The sequence below is a fragment of the Streptomyces desertarenae genome (genome assembly GCF_042681365.1).
In the GTDB taxonomy this organism is placed as follows: Bacteria; Actinomycetota; Actinomycetes; order Streptomycetales; family Streptomycetaceae; genus Streptomyces; species Streptomyces desertarenae.
The window spans coordinates 1-1229 of record NZ_JBHUFU010000042.1 but is presented as its reverse complement, the minus strand read 5'-3'; the positions used below and the strand labels follow the sequence as shown (position 1 = coordinate 1229).

The following is a 1229-nucleotide window of genomic DNA, read 5'->3' as shown; positions in this document are numbered from 1 at the left end:
CCGGACATGCCGGCGGTGAGGGTGGCGCCGTCGGCGGGGTCGATCAGCAGGAACGATCCGGTGCGGCGGGAGAGGGTGTAGGGGTCCAGGGGGAGGGGTTCGGCGGTGCGGATGCGGATGCGGCCGATGTCGTTGGCGGCCAGTTCGCCGGGGTCGGGGTGGGGGGAGAGGTCGTCCAGGGTGAGGCGGGAGGGGATGTCCTGCACGATGGCTTTGACGGTGCGGGTGGTGTGTTTGAGCAGGACCCGCTGTCCCACGCGCAGGGGGGTGTCGTGGAGGTGGCAGGCGGTGGCGGTGATCTCCTTGGTGGTGGCCGGGGCGGTGTCGGTGGGGGTGATCAGGTCGCCGCGGGAGATGTCGAGGTCGTCGGCCAGGTGGAGGGTGACCGATTGGGGGGCCCAGGCGGCCGGGACGGACTGGCCGAGCAGGTCGATGGCTTCGATGGTGGTGGTGCGGCCCGAGGGCAGCACGGTGATCCGGTCGCCTGTGTGGAAGACGCCGGAGGCGATCTGGCCGGCGTAGCCGCGGTAGTCGGGGTGCTGGGGGGTTTGGGGGCGGATGACGTACTGGACGGGGAAGCGGGCCGGGCAGGCTGCCAGGTCGTGGCTGACCTGGACGGTCTCCAGGTGTTCCAGGACGGTGGGGCCGCTGTACCAGTCCATGCGGGCCGAGGGGGTGACCACGTTGTCGCCGGCCAGGGCGGAGATGGGGATGGCGGTGACCTGGGGTACGCCCAGGGAGGCGGCGTAGGCGGTGAACTGCTCGGCGATGGGGGTGAAGGCGCTTTCCCGGTAGTGGGCCAGGTCCATCTTGTTGACGGCCAGGACCACGTGGGGCACGCGCAGCAGGGCGGCGACGGCGGCGTGGCGGCGGGTCTGCTCGACCACGCCGTTGCGGGCGTCGACCAGGATGATGGCCAGGTCGGCGGTGGAGGCGCCGGTGACCATGTTGCGGGTGTACTGCACGTGGCCGGGGGTGTCGGCCAGGATGAAGCGGCGGCGTGGGGTGGCGAAGTAGCGGTAGGCCACGTCGATGGTGATGCCCTGTTCGCGTTCGGCGCGCAGGCCGTCGGTGAGCAGGGCCAGGTCCGGGCCGGTGGCGCCGCGGCTGCGGGAGGCGTGCTCGACGGCTTCCAGTTGGTCGGCCAGGACCGACTTGGAGTCGTGCAGCAGCCGTCCGACCAGCGTGGACTTGCCGTCGTCGACCGACCCGGCCGTGGCGAAACGCAG

General features: G+C 71.7%; 1 protein-coding gene. It reads right to left on the bottom strand.

Annotated elements, in window-relative coordinates:
• A partial coding sequence (locus ACFSJS_RS27870; RefSeq protein WP_380905277.1) for a sulfate adenylyltransferase subunit 1 occupies positions 1–1229 on the bottom strand: 1229 nt, incomplete at both ends.